Source organism: Streptomyces sp. NBC_00440 (assembly GCF_036014215.1).
GTDB lineage: Bacteria > Actinomycetota > Actinomycetes > Streptomycetales > Streptomycetaceae > Streptomyces.
Genome location: NZ_CP107921.1, coordinates 211,801 through 230,623 on the forward strand (window position 1 = coordinate 211,801; position 18,823 = coordinate 230,623).

Consider the following 18,823-nt stretch of genomic DNA (forward strand, 5'->3'; position numbering starts at 1 on the left):
GCCTCCTTGGTGGTGGTGACGCGTCGGGGCGGGCTCCGCGGGGAGCTGCGGTCAGCGGCCGGCCGAGAGTTCGAGCGCGATGTCGATGAGCTGGTCCTCCTGGCCGCCGACCAGCCTCCGCTCGCCCGCGCGCAGCAGGATCTCGGCGCCGGACACTCCGTACCGTTCGGCCTGGCGGTAGGCGTGCTTGAGGAAGCTGGAGTAGACCCCCGCGTGCCCCATCAGCAGGGCGAGCCGGTCGAGCCGGCACTCGTCGTCCATCACGGGGCGTACGGCGTCCTCGGCCGCGTCGATGATCTTGAGCACGTCGATGCCGGTGCGGATGCCCATCTTGGCGCAGACGGCGACGAGCGCCTCCACGGCGGTGTTGCCCGCTCCGGCGCCGAGCCGCCGTGTCGAGCCGTCGATCTGGAGCGCTCCGGCCTGTATCGCGGCGATCGAATTGCCGGTGCCGAGTGCGAGGTTCTCGTGGCCGTGGAAGCCGACCTGTGCGTCGTCGCCCAGTTCGGCGACGAGGGCGGCGACCCGGGCGGTCACGTCGTCCATGACCATGGCGCCGGCCGAGTCGACCACGTACACGCACTGGCAGCCCGCGTCGGCCATGATGCGGCCCTGCCTGGCCAGCGCCTCGGGGGTGGTGGAGTGCGCCATCATCAGGAACCCGACGGTCTCCAGGCCCATCTCGCGGGCCAGCCCGAAGTGCTGGATGGAGATGTCCGCCTCGGTGCAGTGCGTGGCGATGCGGCAGATGGCGGCGCCGTTGCCGTGGGCGGCGCGGATGTCGTCCTTGACGCCGAGCCCGGGAAGCATCAGGAAGGCGATGCGGGCCTGCTTCGCCGTCTCCACCGCGGTCTTGATGAGGTCCTGTTCGGGGGTGTTGGAGAAGCCGTAGTTGAAGGACGATCCGCCGAGTCCGTCGCCGTGCGTGACCTCGATGACCGGGACCCCGGCGCCGTCGAGTGCGGTGACGATCGACCGTACGTGCTCCACGGTGAACTGGTGGCGCATGGCATGCGATCCGTCACGCAGGGAGGAGTCGGTGACGCGGATGTCGAGCGTGTCCGAGTAGGGCATCTGGTACTCCTCAGAGGCCGGGGGCGAGGAGCGCCTTGGCGAACTCCTCGCCGACCTTGGTGGCGGCGGCGGTCATGATGTCGAGGTTTCCGGCGTACGGCGGGAGATAGTCGCCCGCGCCCTCCACCTCCAGGAAGACCGCGACGCGTGCCATGCCGCCGCTCTCCGGGGTGGGGTCGTCGAACTGCGGCTCGGAGCGCAGCCGGTAGCCCGGCACGTACGAGGCGACGTCCTCGGCGACCTGCTTGATGGAGAGAGCGATGGCGTCGCGGTCGGCGTCCTCGGGGATGGCGCAGAAGACGGTGTCGCGCATCATCACGGGCGGGTCGGCCGGGTTCAGGATGATGATGGCCTTGCCGTGGTCCGCGCCGCCGATGTCCTCGATTCCGCGGGCGGTGGTCCGGGTGAACTCGTCGATGTTGGCGCGGGTTCCCGGTCCTGCCGATACGGAGGACACGGACGCCACGATCTCGGCGTACCGGACGGGGACGATCCGCGAGACGGCGTACACCATGGGGATGGTGGCCTGGCCGCCGCACGTGATCATGTTGACGTTCGGCTGGTCGAGATGGGCGCGCAGGTTCGCGGGCGGTACGACGGCCGGGCCGACCGCGGCCGGGGTGAGGTCGATGGCGCGGATGCCGAGTTCGGCGTAGCGCGGGGCGTTGGCCCGGTGCACGGCGGCGGAGGTCGCCTCGAAGACGAGGTCGGGCCGCTCGTCCCCGTCGAGCAGCGCTCCGACTCCGTCGGGGCTGGCCTCGATCCCGGCGGCGCGGGCACGGGCGAGCCCCTCGCTGGCCGGATCGACACCGATCATCCAGCGGGGCTCGATGTACGGGGACCGCTGGAGCTTGTACATCAGGTCGGTCCCGATGTTGCCGGAGCCGACGATGGCGGCGGTCGCCTTGGTCCTGTTGGTCATCATCACCTCAGATGAAGGAGAGCGAGACCGGGCCGAGCCCGGTGAAATCGGCGGTGTAGGTCTGGCCTGCCTCGACGTCGACGGCCCTGGTGCAGGACCCCGGCAGCACCAGATGGCCCTTCTTCAGCGGGACGCCGAAGCGGGCCACGGTGCGGGCCAGCCAGGCGACGGAGGCGGCGGGGTCGCCGAGTACGGCGTCGCTGCGGCCCGCGGCGATCTGCTCGGGGCCGCAGCGCAGTACGGCGTCGATGGCCTTGAGGTCCAGTTCGCGCGGGTCGCGGCCGTCGCCGGTGACGTATCCGGCGGACGAGGCGTTGTCGGCGACGGTGTCGGCGATGGAGATGCGCCAGTCGGCGATCCGGCTGTCGATCAGCTCGATCGCGGGGACGACGCGTTCGGTGGCGGCGAGTACGTCCGCCGTGGTGCAGCCCTCGCCGGGCAGGTCGTCGCCCAGGACGAAGCCGACCTCGACCTCGATACGCGGCGCGCAGTAGCGGCCGACGGGGACCGGCCGGTCCTCGGACAGCCTCATGTCGTCCAGGAGGTGGCCGTAGTCGGGCTCGTCGACGCCCATCATGCGCTGCATGACGGGCGAGGAGAGACCGACCTTGTGACCGTGCACGGCGGCCCCGCCGGCGACCCTGCGGCCGATACCGAGCAGCTGGATCTCGTAGGCGTCCTCGGTGCCGATTCCCGGGAACAGCTCGGTCAGCGGGGCGATGGGCCGCCGGTCACGCTCGGCCGCGCCGAGCGCGTCCGCGGCGGTCTGCCGTTCACTGGCCGTGAGCATGGGCGGTCCTCCGCAAGAGTGGTGGGACTGAAGGGTGGTGGGGCTGGCTGGGGGGTGTAGTGCGGCTCGGAGAGTGGTGCAACACGTGGCCCTCACGCGGGTGGTGCCACACGGGTGGTGCCACAGGTGATGCGGCACATGTTGTGCAACACAGCGGCCCCACACGGGTACGGGTGGTGCCGCACAGGTGGTGCACCACGGGCAGTGCCACACGAGTGGTGGTACTGCTCGGAGGCTAAGCCGCGGGCCCCGACGCGGCCGAGCTGCGGCTCCCGCTGAGTGGGAAACCCGTGCGATCCGGTCGGTGTCGCGGGGCGGCGGGTGTCAGCGGGGCTGCTGGTGTTCATGCAGGCCGGGGCACATGTGACGGCTCTTCGGGAGCTTCGGCCGTCCCGGCCGGGGCGGGGCGGGAGGCGTACCGCGCGACAACCGCACCGGCAGCACCTCCCCCGCGGAGCGGATCCGCTGCTACCTTCCCGTCCAGCATCCGTCCACCGCACCGGACGGATCAGCGGAGAGGCCTGTTCACCGCCTCCGGGCGGACGCCGGCCACCGCCGCCCGAGCGGGACTTCACCGCTCACCGGGTGCGGCCCCCGGACCGCCGGAGCCATGGACGGCCCCGCGCCGTCCGGGGGCCGCTGCCCACAGCGGGGCGCCCGGCCGCACTGCCCTCCGCGGCCGCACCGCTCCGGTCCCCGGCCGGACTCCTCACGTCACCCCGCCCACACCCTCTGGGAGTTGTTCCGATGCGCCGTACCCGAAACCCGGCCCGAAGCCGGGCCATGGCCCGCGTCGCCAGCGCCGTGCTCAGCACGGCGATCGTGCTCACCGGGTGTTCCCACACATCCCATCCGTCGCACACCGCGCACCAGGACACCGGCAAAGCCGCCGAAGGCTCGCGGCCGGTGCCGCCCGACGCCAGGCACATCGCTCTCAAGGGCGCGGTCAATGTCCGTGACCTGGGCGGATACCGGACCAGCGACGGCAAACAGCTGCGCTACGGGGTCGTGTTCCGCGGTGACGCACTCGGCAAGCTCACCCCGGCGGACCTCGCCGTGACATCGAAGCTCGGGCTGAAGTCGGTCGTCGACTTCCGGCTTCCCGTCGAAGTCAGGACCGACGGCGCCGACCGGCTCCCGAAAGGGGCATCCGCCATCCCGCTGCCGATCGACGACACCGGACTCTACGAGCGGACGACGGCGGCCATCGGCAGCCGCGACCCGGCCCAGCAGCAGAAGGCGCTGGGCGACGGCAAGGGGGCGCAGACGATGCAGCGGATCTACCGCACGTTCGTCACCGAAGCGGGGGCGCGCCACCAGTTCGCCAAGGTGCTGGACACCATCGCCGACGGCAAGAGGCTGCCGCTGCTCTTCCACTGCACGTCCGGCAAGGACCGTACGGGCTGGATGAGTTACGTCCTGCTGCGCGCGGTGGGCGTGCCGGCCCGCACGGCCGAGGCGGACTATCTGCTCTCCAACGACATCCGCAAAACCGCCGACGAGAAGACCCGCGAAGGTCTGAAGAAATCGGGGGTCATGAAGGACCCCCAGCTGATCGTTCCGCTGCAGGAGGTCCGCAAGGACTATCTCGGTGCAGCGCTCACCGAGGCGGACCACCGGTACGGCAGTTTCGACGCCTATCTCTCGAAGGGTCTGGGCCTGGATGCCGGGACGCTGCACAAGCTCCGTACGAGGCTGCTGAAGTAGCGACCGCCCCGCCGGGTCCCGGCGCCCGGCACCCCGCCGCCGTCAGGCCCTCGCTTCCTTCGGCAGGCCGAGGACCCGCTCCGCGATGATGTTGCGCTGGATCTCGTTCGAACCGGCATAGATCGTGTCGGCACGGGAGAAGAGGAACAGCCGCTGCCAGTCGTCCAGGTCGTACGGCGCCCCGTCCGCCAGCATCCCGCCGGCGCCGCAGACGTCCATCGCCAGCTCGCCGAGCTCCCGGTGCCAGGTCGCCCAGTAGATCTTGCTGATGGAGGCCTCGGGCCCGGGAGCTCCGGCTGCCGCGCCGTCGAGCATCCGCAGCGCGTTGAACCGGATGATCTCCAGACCGGTCCAGGCCCGGGCGAGCCGGTCGCGGACGAGAGGGTCGTCGGCGGCGCCGTTGCGGCGCGCGAGAGCGATCAGCGCTTCCAGCTCACGCCGGAATCCGACCTGCTGGCCGAGGGTGGAGACGCCGCGCTCGAAGCCGAGGGTGGCCATGGCCACCTTCCAGCCGTCGCCCGGTACGCCGACGACATTCTCCGCGCCGGTGCGGGCCCCGTCGAAGAAGACCTCGTTGAATTCGCTGGTGCCCGTCAGCTGGGCGATGGGCCGGACCTCCACCCCCGGCTGGTCCATGGGCACCAGCAGGTAGGAGAGCCCCTCGTGCCGGCGCGTGCCCCGACCGGTGCGGGCGACCAGGAAGCACCACTGGGACTCATGGGCCAGCGAGGTCCAGATCTTCTGCCCGGTGACCGACCAGCCGTCCGCGTCCCGCTCGGCGCGGGTACGTACGTTGGCCAGGTCGGAACCCGCGTCGGGTTCGCTGTAGCCCTGGCACCACAGCTCGTCGACGGACCTGATCCCGGGGAGGAAGCGGGCCCGCTGGGCGTCGGTACCGAAGGCGATGAGGGTGGGGCCGAGGAGCTGTTCGCCGATGTGCCCCACCCGGGCCGGGGCGTCGGCGAGTGCGTACTCCTCGTGGAAGGCGACCTGTTCCTCCAGGGTCGCGCCGCGTCCGCCGTACTCCTGCGGCCAGCCGACGCAGGTCCAGCCCGCGGCGGCCATGTGCCGTTCCCAGGCGAGCCGTTCGGCGAAGGCCTCGTGCTCGCGGCCGGGTCCGCCGCGGCCCTTGAGCGCGGCGAACTCTCCGGTGAGCCCGGACCGCAGCCACGTACGGAACTCCGAGCGGAACTTCTCGGTACTGCTCATGAAACCTGCACCTGCCAAACGATCGCTGGGGAGAAGAGGGCCCGCCGCCGGCCGGTGCCGCACCCGTTCGCGGGCGGGCCGGCCGCCGCGCCGGTGTCAGGCAAGGCTCGTCGCACCGGCCGCGCGCGGTCCGACCACCGCTTCGGCGATGCGGTCGCGGTGCCCGGCCGGTGAGCCGAAGAGCTGGGACGAGCCGTGGGCCCGCTTGAAGTAGCGGTGGGCGTCGTGCTCCCAGGTGATGCCGATCCCGCCGTGGAGCTGGATCATGTCCCCGGCCACCGCCGAGAACGCCTCGGAGCAGGCTGACTTGGCGACGGCCGCGTACCTGGACAGGTCGGGTGAGCCGCTCGCCGCCGCCCAGGAGGCGCCGAGGGCGGCGGACCGCGCGGACTCGACGCGTACGAACGCGTCGGCGAGCCGGTGCTTCACCGCCTGGAACGAGCCGATGGGCCGGCCGAACTGCACACGGTCCTGCACATGGGCGATGGTGAGTTCGAGGCAGCGTTCCGCCGCGCCGACCTGTTCCGCGGCGAGAGCCGTACAGGCCAGGTCCCGTACGTGTGCGAGGACCCGGTCGCCGTCCACGGCGACGGCGCGGGCCTCGGCCCCGTCGAACCGCACTGTCGCCTGCGGCCGGGTGAGGTCCATGGTGGTGTGCGCCTCGCGGCTGACGCCGTCGGCCCCGGACGGGACGTGGAACAGCGCGAGCCCGGCTTCGGTACGGGCGGCGACCAGCAGTACATCGGCGCCGTCACCGGCCCCGTCCAGGACGTGGTCCTTGACCCCGGTGATCCGCCAGCCGTCGGCACCGCGCACCGCACGGGCCCGCACCGCTTCCGGGCGCCATGACCCGTTCTCCGCCCAGGCGAGCGCCCCGGTGGTCCTGCCCTCCGCCAGCGCGGGCAGCAGTCCGGTGTCGCCCGCGGCAAGCAGCGCCTGGGTGGCGAGGACCGCGGAGCCCAGGTACGGGACGGGGGCGAGCGTCCGGCCCAGCTCCTCCATCACCACATGGACCTCGACAGGACCGCACCCCGCTCCGCCGTACTCCTCCGGAACCGCGAGCCCGGCCACTCCGATCTGCCGGGTCAGCGGCCCCCAGGCGGCGGCCCCCTCGTACTTGGCCAGCAACGACCGTACGGCCGTGCGCAGTTCCTGGTGCTCTTCGCCGAATCTCATCGGCTCTCTCCTTCCGGCCGGTCCTTCGCCCCGGCCTCCTTGGCGGCGCGCCGCAGTTCGGCCTTGAGGATCTTGCCGCTGGCGTTCCGCGGCAGCTCCGGCAGGACGTGGAAGCGGCGCGGGACCTTGAAGTTGGCCAGCCGCTCCCGTGTCCATGCGGTCAGTTCGGCAGGGTCGGGGCGCTGTCCGCCCTCGGTGACGAGATAGGCGACGCCGACCTCGCCGAGCCGTTCGTCGGGGGCGCCGACCACCGCGGCCTCACTGATGAGTTCATGGCCGCGCAGGACGTTCTCGACCTCGGCGGGGTAGGCGTTGAAGCCGCCGACGACGTACATGTCCTTGAGCCGGTCGGTGATCGAGAGGTAGCCGCGTTCGTCGAGTACGCCGATGTCGCCGGTGTACAGCCAGCCGTCGCCGTCCAGGATCTGGGCGGTGGCCTCCGGGTCGTCGAGATATCCGAGCATGACCTGGGGGCCGCGTACGGCGATCTCCCCCGCACTGCCCGGGGGCAGCGCGCCGCCGTCCGGGCCGCCGGGGCCGACGATACGGATCTCGGTTCCGGGCAGCGGCAGGCCGACGGAGTGCGAGACGCTCCACGCGTCGGCGTCGACCGGGCAGACGGCGACGACGCCCATGCACTCGGTGAGCCCGTAGGCCGTGAACACGCCCGGCGCGCCCAGCCGTTCGCGGATCTCGTCGACGAGGGCGACCGGTACGACGGAGGCCCCGGTGCCCGCCAGGCGCAGCGCGGCGAGGTCGTGATCGCCGAGGTGCGGATGGCGGACCAGCCCGTGGAAGACGGTCGGCGGGGCGAGGAGCACGCTGATCCGCTCGCCGGCGATCAGGCGCAGCACCCGGTCCACGTCGTAGACCGCCTCAGGGACCATGGCGACGCCGCGCAGCAGGCAGGCGACGAAGCCGGCCTTGTAGCCGAAGGTGTGGAAGAAGGGGTTGACCAGCAGATAGCGGTCGCCGGGGCGCAGGGTGACGGCCCGGGACCAGGCTTCGATTCCGGCGAGTACCTGCCGGTGGGTGCTCATGACGCCCTTGGGGCTGCCGGTGGTGCCCGAGGTGTAGAGGATGTCGGCGAGGTCGTCGGGTCCGACGGCCGCGGCGCGGGCCGCGCGCCGGTCCTCGGAGACGCCCTGTCCGCGCGCGAGGCAGTCCTCCCAGCTCACCGCGGATCCGGTCGCCCCGCCCCGGAGTACGACGACGGATTCGAGAGCGCCGAGGTTCTCTCCGGAGTCGCGCAGCATGGCCACGTAGTCGATGCCGAGGAACCCGCGTTCGGTGAGCAGGGTGCGGGCGCCGCTGCGGCGGATGATGTCGGCGGCCTCGGCTGCTTTGTAGCGGGTGTTGAGGGGAACGAGCACGGCCCCGGCGGAGAGCGCGCCGAGGGCGGCCGTGATCCATTCGCGGCTGTTGGAGGCCCATACCGCCACCCGGTCGCCCGGCTCCAGGCCGTGGGCGATGACGGCGCGTGCCGCGGCGTGGACCGCATCGCCCAGCTGTCCGAAACTCCAGCGGACCTCTCCGTCAGCGAGGGCGTCGGAACTCCCGTACGCGCGGGCCGCGAAGTCCGCCAGCTGCGCGAGGGTGGTGGGTGGTGGCACCTGGTGTGCGCTGATGATGACCCTCCCTACTTGACGTGCGAGCGTGGCCGGTATCCAATCACAAGTGTTTCGGTTAGGCATATACCTAGTAGGAACATTGGAGGCAACATGCCGACCCTCACCCCTCACCCCACCCCGGGATTCGACGACTCCATGCGGGAGGTTCTCAGCCGGTTCTGCACCGGCGTCGCGGTCATCACCGCGATCCAGGCCGACGGCCGCCCCACCGGAATGGCGGTCCAGTCCTTCTCGTCGGTCTCACTGGAGCCGCCACTGATCTGCTTCTGCCCGGCCCTCACCTCGACGACCTGGCCGCACATCCGCGAGGCGGGCCGGTTCGCCGTGAACATCCTGGCCGCCGAACAGCAGTCGCTGTGCAGGCAGTTCGCGGTGACCGGCCGGGAGAAGTTCCAGGACGCCGGCTGGCGGCCGGGCGCCAACGGCGCACCGCTGCTCGACGGGGCCCTGGCCACCGTCGAGTGCGACCTCGAAGGCACCTTCCCCGGCGGCGACCATCTGATCGCGCTCGGCCGGGTCACCGCGCTGGAGCGGCACGCTGACGCCGAGCCACTGCTGTACTTCAGGCGGGGCTACGGGCGCCTGCGCTCCAGCTCCTCCAGGTCGGCGAGCATCGAGTCGGCCAGGTCGCGCTCCGAGGCGTAGTACCGCTCGGCCCACTTGAGGGTGAGCGTGGGATACAGCCACGCCTCCTCCGACCGCGCTCCGGCGATGTCGACCTCGGCGCGCTGCCGCATCTTCTCCGCGTACTCGCGGTGGGTGCCGAGGACGTCGCGCATCTGCTGGGTCTCCAGCAGATGACCGAGCCAGATCCGCAGCATGACGCCGTGCTTGAGCACGGGCGGCTCGACGGGCGCCTCGCGCGCCCAGGTCCGCACGGCGTCCATCCCGTCACCGGTGATCGCATAGACGCGCTTGTCCCGGCTGCCGGTCTCCTGGGCGACCATCCGGGAGGTCACATAACCGACCTTCTCCAGCCGCTTGAGCTCCCCGTAGATCTGCGAGAACGACGGGCTCCAGTAGAAGAACCTCAGCGACCAGTCCGACCACTTCTTGAGGTCGTACCCGGACAGCTCCTCACCGAACGAGAGCAGCCCGAGCACGGCCCAGCTGGTCGCCGGGAGCGCCGGCCTGCCGGGCTCAGTGCCCTGCTGACCACCCTGTTCGCTGCCCTGTTCACTGCTCGTCCGCTTCTCCGTCACGCCCGGCAGTCTACGGTCCGGCCACGTCCGGCCGGACCGCCGCGACCCGCTCCGCACCCGTCGCGCCCCCACCCCACCCCCGCCCCTTCCGTCAGACATCTATGCCTGATAGAAGTATTCCTAATCGAAATACTCCGGAGGCACCCCGTGAAGTTCTCCATGATCTTCGAGGCACAGCTCTCGAACCCGACCCCAGAGCGCGAACGCCAGGTCATCAACGACTGCGTCGACCAGGCCGTGTACGCGGAGGAGATGGGCTTCGATCGGATCTGGGCCGTCGAGCACCACTCGCTCTCGCAGTACGCGCACATGAGCGCGTCCGAGATCTTCCTGACCTGGGTCGCCGCGCGGACCTCCCGCATCCGTATCGGCCACGGCGTCGTCACGATGCCCTTCGGCTACCAGCACCCGGTCCGGGTCGCCGAGCGCGCGGCCATGCTCGACGTGCTCTCCGGCGGGCGCGTCGACATCGGCTCCGGGCGCGGCGCGACGAAGCAGGAGATGTCCATGTACGGGGTGCGCCCCGAGGACACCTATCCGCAGATGGAGGAGGCCCTGCGGATCTTCTCCAGCGCGTGGCGCAAAGAGCAGTTCGAGTGGCACGGGTCGATCGACATCGGTCCCGGCGCCATCCTGCCCCGCCCGGTCCAGGACCCGCATCCGCCCCTCTTCATGGCGTGCAGCAAGCACGACACTCTCAAGCTCGCGGCCGAACTGGGCATCGGCGCCCTGGTGATGGGCTTCGCCGGGGCCGACGACGTCCGCGCGATGCGCGCGGTGTACGACGAGGCCATCGCCGCCAGGAGCGGCGAGCGCTGTGTGTCGACCGAGATCAACGACCACTTCTCGGCGCTCTGCCCGACGATCGTCCTCGACGACGCGGAGCGCGCGCTGCGCATCGGCACCCGGGGCCAGCGCTTCTTCGCCGAGTCCATCGCGCACTGGTACGGGAACTCGCCCGCGCCCACCGGCGACGACGAGGACGAGGACCACGTGGCCCTGATGGCGCGCGACCGCGACGAGCTGGTCGCCAGGCTGCACGACGCCAACATCCCGGCCCGCCCGGTCGACACCGGCACCTTCAACGCGGACCACGCCTACGGCACCGCCGACACAGCCATCGCCTATGTCGAGAAGCTCCGCCAGATCGGGGTGGACGAGGTGATGTGCCTCATCCAGATGGGCACGGTGCCGCAGGAGGCGTGCATGGAGACCATCCGCCAGTGGGGCGAGACGGTCATCCCGCACTTCCGGGCGCTGGACGGCGAGAAGTGACCGCCCCCACGGCCGCGGACGCGGCAGCGGGCGGCGTACGACTGGACGGCAAGGTGGCGCTGATCACCGGAGCCGGCCGGGGCCAGGGAGCCGTCGAGGCACGGCTGTTCGCGGAATCCGGCGCACGGGTCGTGATCACCGACGTCCGGGAGGAGGAGGGCCGCGAGGTCGCCGCAGGGCTGGGCGACGCAGCGGTGTTCGTCCCGCACGACGTGACGGAAGCGGCGAGCTGGGAGACGGCGGTCGCGACGGCCGTACGGAGCTTCGGGCGGCTGGACATCCTCGTCAACAACGCCGCCCTGTGGCGGACGGCGCCGGTCGACACCGAGACGCAGGAGAATTTCGAGCTGCTGTTCCGCGTCAATCTGCTGGGCCCCTTCCTGGGCATCAAGGCCGTACTCCCCGCCCTGCGGAACGCGGGCGGCGGGTCCATCGTCAACATCTCGTCGACCGCGGGTCTGGTCGGCATCGCCCAGCACGCGGCCTACGGATCGAGCAAGTTCGGGCTGCGCGGACTCAGCAAGCACGTCGCCCTCGACCTCGCGGCCGACGGCATCCGGGTCAACTCGGTGCACCCGGGGATGGTCGACACCCCGATGGTCGCGGGGGCGCTGGGCGAGGACGCGGGGCAGCGGGAGCACCCGCGGGTGCCACTGCGGCGCATGGGCCGGCCGGACGAGGTCGCCGAGCTCGTCCGCTTCCTGGCCTCCGACGCCGCCTCCTACATCACCGGCGCGGAGTTCACCGTGGACGGGGGGCTGACCACCGGATGAACCTCACCCCCGCCGCACGCCGCTTCGCCGACGTGCTGTCCCACGGTTTCCCCGACCCGGCGGACGGCCCGCTGGACGTCGCAGCCCTGCGCAGAGCCTCGTCGGCAGGACCGGCGCGCGGACTCCCGGAGGTCGCGCGGGTGAGCGACGCGTCCGCACCGGGACCGCCGGGCGCCCCGCCGGTGCCCGTACGGGTCTACGAACCCGACCCGGACGGCGCGGACGGCGACCGGCCGCTCATCGTCTTCTGCCACGGCGGCGGCTGGGTGATGTGCGGACTGGACACGCACGACGGCCTCTGCCGTGAACTCGCCTCGCGCACGGGCGCGTTGGTGGTGTCGGTGGACTACCGGCGCGCACCGGAGCACCGGTTCCCCTGTGCGCTGCTCGACGCGTACGCCGTCACGGAGTGGGCAGCCGGGCGCGCCCGTGAACTCCGCTGCGCCCCGTCCCGGGTGGTCGTCGCCGGAGACTCCAGCGGCGGCAATCTGGCAGCGGCCGTCGCGCTGATGGCCCGGAACGCGGACGGGCCGGCCATCGCCGCCCAGCTCCTGGTCTACCCGGTGCTCGACGACCGCCTGGAGACCCCTTCCGCCGCCGATTACGCCACCGGGTACTTCCACACCACCGCCCATATGCGCTGGTACTGGGAGCAGTACCTCGGGCCGGAAGGCGACGGCGCCGACCCCTACGCCTCGCCGGTGCGCGCCGCGGACCTGGGCGGGCTGCCCCCCGCGCTGCTGATCCTGCCCGAGTGCGACCCGCTGCGTGACGAGGGCCGGGTCTACGCGGAGCGGCTGCGTGAGGCGGGCGTCCCGGCCGAAGTGCGGGTGGAGCGTGGGATGTTCCACGGCTTCCTCGGCGGGGCCGGTGTCCTGCCGGAGGCGGACGCGGCGCTCGGCGCGGCGGCCCGGTGGCTGCTGGAGGTCTGACGGGACGGAACCGCCGCGCGGCCTCCCTCCGGAGCACGGAGGGAGGGCGCGCGGCGGCGTCCAGGTGCGGCCGGGGCCGCGGGAGGAACGGACTGCGCCGCCCGCCCCTGCACCATTCAGCGGCCCTAAGGCCGTGGGCCGATGGGTTTCTCCCCGTCGTGGACCGTGATGGCCATCGCCGGACAGATGTCCGCCGCGTCCAGGGCCCGTTCGTCCTCGGCGATGTCGCTGTTGAGCGCGCGGGCACGGTCGTGGTCGAGGGCGAAGAGGTCGGGGGCGGCGCCCGCGCACATCCCCGATGCCATGCACTGGCTCCGGTCCACCTCCACATGCCAGGTCATCGGCTCACCACCCGACCGGCATGACACGGGGGCCGCGGACCAGCATCTCGCCCTTCCAGACGATGTCGCCCGCGAGCCGGAGGTCCGGGAAGCGGGCGGTGAGCGCGCCGAGCGCCTCCTGGAGTTCGAGCCGGGCGAGCGGGGCGCCCAGGCAGTGGTGGACTCCATGGCCGAAACCGAGGTGCTGGTTGGTGGCGCGGGAGAGGTCCAGCTTGCCCGGGGCCGAGAAACGCAGCGCGTCCCGGTTCGCCGCGCCCACCGCGACCAGGACCGGAGAGCCGGCGCGGACCAGCGTGCCGCCCACCTCGATGTCCTCCTTCGCGTACCGGGGCTGGCCCGCGCCGCTGCCCAGCGGTACGAAGCGGAGCAGTTCCTCGACCGCGCTGTCGATGAGGCCCGGGTCGGAGCCGAGCCGCTGCCACTCCCCGGGGTGGTCGAGCAGGGTGTGGACGAAGTTGGGAATCTGGCTGGCGGTGGTCTCGTGTCCGGCGACCAGGATGCCGACGCAGAGGTCGACCAGTTCGAGCTCGGACAGCCGGTCGCCGCCGTCCCTCGCCTCGATCAGGGCCGTCATCAGGTCGTCACGCGGCTCGGCGCGGTGCTGGGCGATCAACCCGGCCATATAGGCGCGGAGTTCCTCCCGGTTGGCATCGAACTCCTCGGCCGTGAGCGAACTCGTGGAGAGCGCGGCGTCGCTCCAGATCCGGAACTTCGGCCGGTCCTCCTCCGGTACGCCCAGCATCCGGCAGATCACGGCGACCGGGATCGGCAGCGCGTACTCCTCCACCAGGTCGACCGGCGGTCCGGCGGCCTCCATCCTGTCCAGCAGCCCTGCGGTCAGCTCCCGTACCTGGGGGCGGAGCTTCTCGACCTGGCGCACGGTGAACGCCTTGGCCACCAGCGAGCGCAGCCGAGTGTGGTCCGGCGGGTCCATGCCCAGGATGCCGCTGTCCCTGCGTCCCTCGCCCTGGCGGGGTTCGTCGTGCTTGTACCCCTCGGCCCGGCTGAAGCGCAGGTCGCCGAGGACCAGGCGGGCCTCCTCGTAGCGGGTGACGAGCCAGGCCGGTTCGCCGTAGGCCATCCGGACCTGAAGCAGTCCCGGCCGATTCCGTACCTGTTCGTACTCCTCGGCCAGGGCGAGGCCCTCGGCCGTGTTGAAGGGATAGGCGAGAGGTTCCGTGCTGGCTGTGGTCACACTGCTCTCCTCCTTGTAAGCACTTGCTTACAAACGGTAGGTCTTGCATCAGGGCACCGTCAACGGCGGTATACGGCCGTTATGCTGACGCCTCACCGAGGAGGAGCCGGATCATGGAGGAACGCCCCAGCAGCGGGTCCGGCGAGCGGCGCCGTGACGCCCAGGGGACCCGGCGGCTGCTCCTCGACGCGGCGGCGAAACTGTTCGCCGAGCGGGGGTACGAGGCCGCGACGGTGCGCGACATCGCCGCGCTGGCGGGGGTCAACCAGGCCCTGCTGTTCAGGTACTTCGGCTCGAAGCAGGCGCTGCTCACCGAGGTGATGGCGTCCGGGGGCCAGGAGCAGGTGCGCACGACGGCGCCGGAGCGGCTGTTCGCCACAGCTCTGCGCGGGATGCTCACCGGTGGCGGGAAAGAGGCGGCGGACCTGCCGCTGGCCGTCTATCTGCGGTCGATCGGGACCGGCGGGGAAGTCGGCGACATGGTCAAGGCGCTGGGGGACGAGTACTCCGCGGTGCTCTCCACCCTGTCCGGCGCGGAGGACAGCCTCCTGCGCGCGGATCTGGCCATGGCGTGGCTGCTGGGGATCGGCCTGATGCGGGTCGTCGTGGCCAAGGAACCCCTGGCCGGCGCCGCCCCGGAAGAGATCTCCCGCCTGGTGCTCGGCGCGCTGGAGAGTCTGCTGGAGGACCTGGCACCCGCCGAGGACTGACGGCCGGCGAAATCAGCCGCTCAGCCCCGCGAACAGTGACATTTCCTACGACCTCGGCCGCCCGCCGGACCCGGCGGGCCGTCGAACTGCGGACCGCCGGGCCGGTGACCTGGGTGGCCGCCGCCTTCCGGGTCAGCGCAGTCCGGCGAAGAGATCGTTCTCGGGTACGGCCGCGCCGGTGGCGTCCTTGACACGTAGGTACGTCTCCATGCCCATGAACTCGCCGAACCTCTCCTTGCCCATCTTGAGGAAGAAGATGTTCTCGCCCTGACTGGCGTGCGCGGCCAGCGCATCGAACTTCTGACCGCTGAACGCGGTGGTGTCCACCCACGTGGTGATCTCGTCGTCGGGGAGGCCGATCTCGGCCATCGCGGCGGCCTCGGCAGGATCCGGCTCCGGCATGTCCTCCTGGAACTCGCGCACGGTCTCCCCGAACCGCTGCATCATCGAGCGGGGCATCGTCGTCCAGTACACCTTCGGCGTCAGCTCGGTCATCTCCAGCGCCGCCATCGTGATGCGGTGGGCCTGGATGTGGTCGGGGTGGCCGTAGAAGCCGTTCTCGTCGTAGGTGACGACCACATCGGGCCGGTAGTGCCGCATGAGTTCCGCAAGCCGGGCGGCGCCTTCCTCCACGGGGGTCCGCCAGAAGGATCCGGGGGCGTCGTTGCTCGGCCAGCCCGTCATCCCGGAGTCGGCATAGTCCAGCATCTCCAGATCGCTGACCTTCAGGACGTCACAGCTCGCCTCAAGTTCCCGACGGCGCATCGAGGCGACGGCCGCCGGGTCGTGCCCGGGTTCGCCCGGCTTGACACCCCCCGCTCCGTCACCGCAACCGCCGTCGGTACATGTCACGAGAACCGTGCGGATGCCCTCCGCCGCGTACCGCGCGAGGACCCCTCCGGTTCCGGTGGCCTCGTCGTCGGGGTGGGCGTGTACTGCCATGAGCGTCAAGGGCCGGTCAGTCATGAAGAACAGTCTCCTGCAGAAATACGTCTTGGTCCGAGTGCGCGGCGGGCGTACCGCGATCCTGGGAACCGGATCCTGGTGGGGTGGACGCCCTTGTGGCCTCCGTGTTCCCCGCCCGTGCGGCTCCGGTCCCCCGGTCGGTGCAACCGTGCCGGCCGGTCCTGTTGTTCCCGGCGCGGCCGATCGGTATTCCGGGGCGCCGGCGTTTCAACGCGAACGAGGGGCGCAGGTCGGATGCCGCGTGCGGACAGCCTCGCGGGGCGGTCCCGAGGGAACCGCCCCGCGAGGAGTGGACGCAACGGATGTCAGCCGGTGAAGGCCGCGGTTCCGTTGGGGGTGCCCAGACCGCTCGGGCCGTCATAGCCCGCCTTGCCGGTGCACAGGTAGGACGAGCCGCAGCTGCCGTTCGAGCCGCTGGTGACGTCGTTGAGCGAACCGGTGTGCGCGTACGGGAACGACGCCGGCGTGGAGCCGGACGACGGGGTGCCCGCGAGTGCGTAGACCGCTGCGATCAGCGGCGACGACGCGCTGGTGCCACCGAAGACCATCCAGCCGGTGCCCGGGCTGTACGAGTCGTACACGGCGACGCCGGTGTTGGGGTCGGCGACCGCCGACACATCGGCGACCGTGCGCTTGGCGCAGCCGGTGTCCTTCTGCCACGACGGCTTGGCGTCATAGCCGGAGCAGCCCGAACCGGCTCCGCTCCACACGGACTCCGCCCAGCCACGGCTGGTGGAGGCGGTCTTGAGCGACGTACCGCCGACGGCGGTGACGTAGCGGGAAGCGGCCGGGTACTCGGCGCCGTAGCCGCCGTCACCCGAGCTGGCGGTGATGGCCACCCCGGGGTGGTTGAAGTAAGAGGTGTCGTACGAGCTGTCGGAGGAGGACTCGCCGCCGCCGTAGCTGTTGGAGACGTACTTGGCGCCGAGCTTGACGGCCGAGTTCACCGCGGTGCCCAGGTTGGCCATGGTCGGCGTCTTGGCCTCCACCAGGAGGATGTGGCAGTTGGGGCAGGCCGCGCTGACCATGTCGAGGTCGAGGGATATCTCCTCGGCCCAGCCGCCGTCCGCCGACGGCAGGGTGGAGGTGCCGGCCTGGCCGACCTTCTTGAAGCAGCCGTTGGCCGTGGTGCACGCCGGGAGCCCGTACTGCGCGCGGTACGTCCCGAGGTCGGCCTCGGCCTTCGGGTCGTCATACGCGTCGACGATCGCCACGGTCGCACCCGAACCCGCGGTCGCGGAAGGGAGTTTGTACGCCGCCTGGAGCGAGGACGGGCCGAGGCCGGAGGGCGCGGCGGCGGCCGTGATGCTGCGTTCGGTGTTGGCCGACGCGGGTGTGCCCGACGTGACATGGAGTGCGTTGCACGCCATCTCGTTCTTCTTCGTCGGCTCCGCACACGAGCGGGCCACCTTGACGCCCTGGGCCGATGAGCCCGAATGGGCGGGCGCCGCCTGGCCGATGGGTGCAGCCAGCGCGAGCGCGGCGGCGGCCATACCGGCCACCGCTGTGATGGAGAAGGGTCTGCGCAACAACGTTCTGCCTCCGTCTTGTGGGGGAACGAGGAGCTGTGTGAGTGCGCTTGCAGCCCGGGCCGACGGGTTACGCGGCAGGGCGGCCACAACCTACGTTCGCCAGGAACACGTCAACAAGACGGACAGGAGCGTCTGTACCCGCGTTTTACTCTTGAGGGCTACCAATGGGCATCCCATGGCCAAAGGCTTGCCTGCTGGGAGGAGTGAGCAGAGCCGGTATGGGGGTGACGCCCAACAACACCTGAGCACTGGGGTGTTGGGAAAGCCCCCGGAATACCCCCGGCAAGACCCGCACCGGCCGGATTCGCCTGACGTTCCGTCAACCGACGGGACCGCACACGGATCAGCCGCCCGGCCGGAAGGCAGGACGGCTGACAGTCAGAGGCAGGGGCGGCCGGCGGTCAGAGGTCACAGCACCCGACGGCCGGAGCAGCAGGCAGCCGGAGCAGCAGGCAGCCACAGAGCAGCCAGCGATCAGGGCGGGTCCGGCGCCAGGGGGGAAGTGCGCACCGGCCCGGGGGCGTACCCGCCGGCCCCTGTCCGGTTACTCGGTCGGCCCCGGTGACAGCCGGGCGCCCACGTCCCCGGGATGCAGCGGGGTCACGGTGAACAGACCGCCGTCCGGGTCACGCAGTGTCGCCTCCGCGCCGGACGGTGTCGCCTGGCGGGCGACCAGAGTCCCGCCCCCGGCGAGCGCCGCCTCCACACAGGCCGGTACATCGGGCACCGGGAAGTGCACCTGCCAGTGCGGCCGGATCGCCGGGTCGCTCGCCGCCTCCAGCGCCCCGGAACTGAGGCGGGCGACCACATGGCCGTCACTGCGCAGGACGACCTCGTCCTGCTCGTACTCGACCTCGCAGCTGCCCGGAAGTCCGCTGGCCCAGTCCAGCACTCCCCCGTAGAAGATCGCCGCGTCGAAGGCGTTGCGGGTCCGCAGCCGGAGCCAGGCGGGTGTGCTGTCGCGCCACGCCTCCCAGCCCGACAGGAGCTGGCCCTCCCAGATCCCGAACACCGCCCCGTCCCGGTCCGCGGCCAGTGCGCCGCGCCCCGAGACCAGGGACACCGGCCCGATGGCCACCGTGCCGCTGCGCTCCCTGATCCGGGCGGTGGCCACATCCGCGTCGGCCACGGCGAAGAACGGCGTCCAGGCGACGGCGACCTGGAGTGCGGGCGCGAGCGCGCCGATCCCGGCGACCGGCGACCCGTCCAGGAGGGCGACGCTGAATTCCTCGCCGAGTTTCGCGGGCCGGAAATCCCAGGACATCACCGAGCCGTAGAAGTCCTGGGACGCCACCAGATCCCGTGCGGTCAGGTTGACCCAACAGGGGGCCCCGGACACCGCGTCGCTCCATTCCACGCCTGCGGCATCCACCGGGATCTCCTCCTCG

The 18,823-nt window shown here is 71.4% G+C and carries 18 protein-coding genes; 6 read left to right on the forward strand and 12 right to left on the reverse strand.

The annotated features are described in order from the left end of the window. Positions 1 to 51: 51 nt before the first annotated feature. Genes dmpG through OHB13_RS01030 form a run of 3 tightly spaced genes read right to left on the reverse strand, consistent with a single transcriptional unit; the run spans position 52 to position 2,786 of the window. Positions 52 to 1,074: a 4-hydroxy-2-oxovalerate aldolase gene (dmpG, locus tag OHB13_RS01020; RefSeq protein WP_328374850.1), complete on the reverse strand. Its 1,023-nt coding sequence runs from the start codon at positions 1,072 to 1,074 to the stop codon at positions 52 to 54. A 10-nt stretch (positions 1,075 to 1,084) separates the two neighbouring features. Then, positions 1,085 to 1,996, reverse strand: a complete 912-nt coding sequence (locus tag OHB13_RS01025) for an acetaldehyde dehydrogenase (acetylating) (RefSeq protein WP_266861303.1) — start codon at positions 1,994 to 1,996, stop codon at positions 1,085 to 1,087. Between the two features lie 7 nt (positions 1,997 to 2,003). Further along, complete coding sequence (locus OHB13_RS01030; RefSeq protein ID WP_266860276.1) at positions 2,004 to 2,786, reverse strand: 2-keto-4-pentenoate hydratase; 783 nt, start codon at positions 2,784 to 2,786, stop codon at positions 2,004 to 2,006. Positions 2,787 to 3,533: 747 nt separating this feature from the next. On the opposite strand from OHB13_RS01030, the gene OHB13_RS01035 reads away from it, so the two are divergent. Then, positions 3,534 to 4,493 (forward strand): tyrosine-protein phosphatase, encoded by a 960-nt coding sequence (locus tag OHB13_RS01035; protein ID WP_328374855.1) that lies wholly within the window; start codon positions 3,534 to 3,536, stop codon positions 4,491 to 4,493. Positions 4,494 to 4,535: 42 nt separating this feature from the next. On the opposite strand, the gene OHB13_RS01040 is transcribed toward OHB13_RS01035, so the two are convergent. The 3 genes from OHB13_RS01040 to OHB13_RS01050 all read right to left on the reverse strand — a co-directional run bounded on the left by OHB13_RS01040 (position 4,536) and on the right by OHB13_RS01050 (position 8,491). Further along, on the reverse strand, positions 4,536 to 5,702 hold the full coding sequence (locus OHB13_RS01040; protein WP_328374856.1) for an acyl-CoA dehydrogenase family protein: 1,167 nt from the start codon (positions 5,700 to 5,702) through the stop codon (positions 4,536 to 4,538). A gap of 96 nt (positions 5,703 to 5,798) precedes the next feature. Then, complete coding sequence (locus tag OHB13_RS01045; RefSeq protein ID WP_328374857.1) at positions 5,799 to 6,878, reverse strand: acyl-CoA dehydrogenase family protein; 1,080 nt, start codon at positions 6,876 to 6,878, stop codon at positions 5,799 to 5,801. After that, a complete protein-coding gene (locus OHB13_RS01050; protein WP_328374858.1) occupies positions 6,875 to 8,491 on the reverse strand; it encodes a FadD3 family acyl-CoA ligase in 1,617 nt (538 codons plus the stop codon). The genes OHB13_RS01045 and OHB13_RS01050 overlap by 4 nt, the downstream gene beginning before the upstream one ends. Positions 8,492 to 8,599: 108 nt before the next feature. On the opposite strand from OHB13_RS01050, the gene OHB13_RS01055 reads away from it, so the two are divergent. Further along, on the forward strand, positions 8,600 to 9,154 hold the full coding sequence (locus tag OHB13_RS01055; RefSeq protein WP_328374860.1) for a flavin reductase family protein: 555 nt from the start codon (positions 8,600 to 8,602) through the stop codon (positions 9,152 to 9,154). On the opposite strand, the gene OHB13_RS01060 is transcribed toward OHB13_RS01055, so the two are convergent. Further along, positions 9,082 to 9,612: a PadR family transcriptional regulator gene (locus OHB13_RS01060; protein WP_266861302.1), complete on the reverse strand. Its 531-nt coding sequence runs from the start codon at positions 9,610 to 9,612 to the stop codon at positions 9,082 to 9,084. The genes OHB13_RS01055 and OHB13_RS01060 overlap by 73 nt on opposite strands. A 246-nt stretch (positions 9,613 to 9,858) precedes the next feature. Between OHB13_RS01060 and OHB13_RS01065 the strand changes: the two genes are divergently transcribed. Genes OHB13_RS01065 through OHB13_RS01075 form a run of 3 tightly spaced genes read left to right on the forward strand, consistent with a single transcriptional unit; the run spans position 9,859 to position 12,691 of the window. Beyond that, on the forward strand, positions 9,859 to 10,986 hold the full coding sequence (locus OHB13_RS01065) for an LLM class flavin-dependent oxidoreductase (protein ID WP_266860269.1): 1,128 nt from the start codon (positions 9,859 to 9,861) through the stop codon (positions 10,984 to 10,986). Beyond that, a complete protein-coding gene (locus tag OHB13_RS01070; RefSeq protein WP_266860267.1) occupies positions 10,983 to 11,759 on the forward strand; it encodes an SDR family NAD(P)-dependent oxidoreductase in 777 nt (258 codons plus the stop codon). Before OHB13_RS01065 ends, OHB13_RS01070 begins: the two co-directional genes overlap by 4 nt. Beyond that, complete coding sequence (locus OHB13_RS01075) at positions 11,756 to 12,691, forward strand: alpha/beta hydrolase (RefSeq protein WP_328374862.1); 936 nt, start codon at positions 11,756 to 11,758, stop codon at positions 12,689 to 12,691. The genes OHB13_RS01070 and OHB13_RS01075 overlap by 4 nt, the downstream gene beginning before the upstream one ends. 125 nt (positions 12,692 to 12,816) lie before the next feature. Here the strand turns inward: OHB13_RS01075 and OHB13_RS01080 are convergent, their stop codons facing one another. Next, a complete protein-coding gene (locus tag OHB13_RS01080) occupies positions 12,817 to 13,032 on the reverse strand; it encodes a ferredoxin (RefSeq protein WP_266860263.1) in 216 nt (71 codons plus the stop codon). 4 nt (positions 13,033 to 13,036) lie between these two features. Next, on the reverse strand, positions 13,037 to 14,227 hold the full coding sequence (locus tag OHB13_RS01085; protein ID WP_328323354.1) for a cytochrome P450: 1,191 nt from the start codon (positions 14,225 to 14,227) through the stop codon (positions 13,037 to 13,039). Positions 14,228 to 14,340: 113 nt separating this feature from the next. Between OHB13_RS01085 and OHB13_RS01090 the strand changes: the two genes are divergently transcribed. Then, positions 14,341 to 14,937, forward strand: coding sequence for a TetR/AcrR family transcriptional regulator (locus tag OHB13_RS01090; RefSeq protein WP_266860259.1), 597 nt, complete (start codon positions 14,341 to 14,343; stop codon positions 14,935 to 14,937). A gap of 132 nt (positions 14,938 to 15,069) precedes the next feature. Here the strand turns inward: OHB13_RS01090 and OHB13_RS01095 are convergent, their stop codons facing one another. The 3 genes from OHB13_RS01095 to OHB13_RS01105 all read right to left on the reverse strand — a co-directional run bounded on the left by OHB13_RS01095 (position 15,070) and on the right by OHB13_RS01105 (position 18,813). Further along, positions 15,070 to 15,903: a PIG-L family deacetylase gene (locus tag OHB13_RS01095; RefSeq protein WP_328374864.1), complete on the reverse strand. Its 834-nt coding sequence runs from the start codon at positions 15,901 to 15,903 to the stop codon at positions 15,070 to 15,072. Between the two features lie 305 nt (positions 15,904 to 16,208). Further along, positions 16,209 to 17,396 carry a S53 family peptidase gene (locus OHB13_RS01100; RefSeq protein ID WP_266861300.1) on the reverse strand — a complete coding sequence of 396 codons (1,188 nt, stop codon included), beginning with the start codon at positions 17,394 to 17,396 and terminating at the stop codon, positions 16,209 to 16,211. 583 nt (positions 17,397 to 17,979) lie between these two features. Next, entirely contained in the window at positions 17,980 to 18,813 is an 834-nt protein-coding gene (locus OHB13_RS01105) for a VOC family protein (protein ID WP_401605640.1), read from the reverse strand. Positions 18,814 to 18,823 lie beyond the last annotated feature (10 nt).

Excerpts from the sequence above, each read along its gene's own strand:
- dmpG (WP_328374850.1), bottom strand. The coding sequence starts at position 1,074 with ATGCCCTACTCGGACACGCTCGACATCCGCGTCACCGACTCCTCCCTG.
- OHB13_RS01035 (WP_328374855.1), top strand. The coding sequence starts at position 3,534 with ATGCGCCGTACCCGAAACCCGGCCCGAAGCCGGGCCATGGCCCGCGTC.
- OHB13_RS01090 (WP_266860259.1), top strand. The coding sequence starts at position 14,341 with ATGGAGGAACGCCCCAGCAGCGGGTCCGGCGAGCGGCGCCGTGACGCC.
- OHB13_RS01040 (WP_328374856.1), bottom strand. The coding sequence starts at position 5,702 with ATGAGCAGTACCGAGAAGTTCCGCTCGGAGTTCCGTACGTGGCTGCGG.
- OHB13_RS01080 (WP_266860263.1), bottom strand. The coding sequence starts at position 13,032 with ATGACCTGGCATGTGGAGGTGGACCGGAGCCAGTGCATGGCATCGGGG.
- OHB13_RS01095 (WP_328374864.1), bottom strand. The coding sequence starts at position 15,903 with ATGACTGACCGGCCCTTGACGCTCATGGCAGTACACGCCCACCCCGAC.
- OHB13_RS01075 (WP_328374862.1), top strand. The coding sequence starts at position 11,756 with ATGAACCTCACCCCCGCCGCACGCCGCTTCGCCGACGTGCTGTCCCAC.
- OHB13_RS01055 (WP_328374860.1), top strand. The coding sequence starts at position 8,600 with ATGCCGACCCTCACCCCTCACCCCACCCCGGGATTCGACGACTCCATG.
- OHB13_RS01025 (WP_266861303.1), bottom strand. The coding sequence starts at position 1,996 with ATGACCAACAGGACCAAGGCGACCGCCGCCATCGTCGGCTCCGGCAAC.
- OHB13_RS01045 (WP_328374857.1), bottom strand. The coding sequence starts at position 6,878 with ATGAGATTCGGCGAAGAGCACCAGGAACTGCGCACGGCCGTACGGTCG.
- OHB13_RS01100 (WP_266861300.1), bottom strand. The coding sequence starts at position 17,396 with ATGGCCGCCGCCGCGCTCGCGCTGGCTGCACCCATCGGCCAGGCGGCG.
- OHB13_RS01030 (WP_266860276.1), bottom strand. The coding sequence starts at position 2,786 with ATGCTCACGGCCAGTGAACGGCAGACCGCCGCGGACGCGCTCGGCGCG.